Annotated in this window: 2 protein-coding genes and 1 pseudogene; all 3 read right to left on the bottom strand. The window is 65.5% G+C overall.

Annotated elements, in window-relative coordinates:
- A pseudogene (locus ACWGJ2_RS40390) lies at positions 1 to 269 on the bottom strand (hypothetical protein); the annotation flags it as partial.
- Positions 259 to 957, bottom strand: a complete 699-nt coding sequence (locus ACWGJ2_RS40385) for a hypothetical protein (RefSeq protein WP_453351411.1) — start codon at positions 955 to 957, stop codon at positions 259 to 261. The gene ACWGJ2_RS40385 and the pseudogene ACWGJ2_RS40390, both read right to left, overlap by 11 nt.
- 92 nt (positions 958 to 1049) lie before the next feature.
- The gene (locus ACWGJ2_RS40380) at positions 1050 to 1373 is read right to left on the bottom strand and encodes a hypothetical protein (RefSeq protein ID WP_453351410.1); all 324 of its coding nucleotides are present in this window, start codon (positions 1371 to 1373) and stop codon (positions 1050 to 1052) included.
- Between the last annotated feature and the right edge of the window lie 415 nt (positions 1374 to 1788).

The raw sequence follows: 1788 nt of genomic DNA, 5'->3' as shown, positions 1-1788 counted from the left end.
CAGTTCATCATCTGCGTGAAGACACTGGTCACGGCGTTGTTAAAGAACTGGGCGATGTACCCCAGGGGGTCGCTCGCGAAATCGATCGCCTGGTTCGTCTCCTCGACGACGTCGCAGACCTTGTCGGCGAACGGAATGTTCTTGCACGACCAGTCGGAGAAGTTGTTCGCCTGGGCCTGGCCTTGGGCGAGCAGGATGGTGAGCGTGGCGGTCAGGCCAGTCACCCAGACGAGACGGGCCCGCATCCAACCCCGGGTCTCAGCCGACATACGGGGGCGCATTGAACTTCCGGTCTGCCGTGCGGAACTCGTCGAGGGTGGTAGGGCTGTCGCTGCCCGCCTCCAGAGGGGTTGGGCCGTCGACGGAGGTGATTGCGGACACCTTCCAGTCACCGGACTCCCACTGCAGGGTCAGCGTGTAGGTGGTCCACGACGCGGATACCGGCATCGGGGCGTTCTCGGCCGCGACGCCGACGAGCCCGGCCATCCACACCTCGACGGTGGCCACCTGGCTGGTATACGTGGCGATCCGGGTGCCCATCGCCGCACCACGCGCGACCAGCTCGTCCGCACTGTCGGCGGTGACGCCCAGCGAGGTGAGGACCTGTTGCATCCCGCTGTCGTCGTTGCGGATCTGCCGCTCCAGCGCCTGACGGGTCATCATCGCGGTGAGCGTCGCGTGCCGGGCCTTCTCATCGGTGAAGTAGGCGGCGGACGAACGCGCCACCTGGTAGTTCACCGCGGCCTCAACCACGCCGGCCTGGCTGTGGGCGTAGCCGACCGGGACACCATTGACCAGCTTCTTCGCTGTGTTCTTGGTGTCCCCTCCCGTGGTGTTCTTCTCCGCCGGTGCGGTCTGGCTCTGGCCGTCGGACCCGGCGCCGCTGCCACCCGGGGAAAGGCCCATGAACACCGCGAGGACGACCACCGCGAGAAATACGGCTCCGGTGACGGCCATCCCCCGCCACCAGGGCCTATCGCTCACCGTTTCGGTCGGCGGCTCATCGACCAGGACCCGGGTGCCCCTGCCACGGGCGATGCGGCGGGCCATCAGATGCCCATCCCGTACACGACAGTAAAGATCGTTCCTGTCGAGGCAACGACGAAGGCCCCGACGAGGCTGCCAGCAATCTCCTTCTTGCCCCGGCTGACCTGTGCGACGTCGTGCTGCCCCTCACCGATCTTGAGGTGCACGGCGCCGAGGATCGCGCGTCCCAGCAGGACGAGAACCACGCCCGCCATGAGGACCTGGATCACCGTCCGCCCCGTTGTGCCCAGTTCTCCGAACGGGCCCCAGACCGGAGACCGCCCGTTCACAAGGGTGCCGATGTCACCACTCGCCGCAAGATGCACAAGGTGTTGTGAAACGCGCATTCCCCGACTCCCTTTCACCCTCGTCACGGAGAGGTCGACCCGAAGTCGGGTCACAGCGAGGAAGGTACATACATGCAAACTTGACAACAAGTGTTTATGAGATGACAGACAAGAGTGCGCCACCCTGCAAGTGGGTACCGCGAACACGGCCATGCCGGACCGCCGCCGGGGCGCCGCGGTTCGACGGGATGCGGTCCGAGCGCACCCGATTCATATAGTTCCAGTTCATTCGGCATCCATGTGCCTCGGAGGTCCCCCTTTGGCGAGGTTGGAGGCCGCCCCAGCCTTCTCCGTGATCCGTTCGACACTGGTGCTTCGCCGACGCGTATCCACCGGCGCAAAAGCGGCTGCTGACTGTCCCGGGCCTCTGAGGTGGGTGGCGGTTCCGCTGCCAGTGAGGTTCAGTGGCCTTCTT

The sequence above is a fragment of the Streptomyces sp. NPDC054796 genome (assembly GCF_053611545.1).
This window is presented reverse-complemented; position numbering and strand designations above follow the sequence as displayed.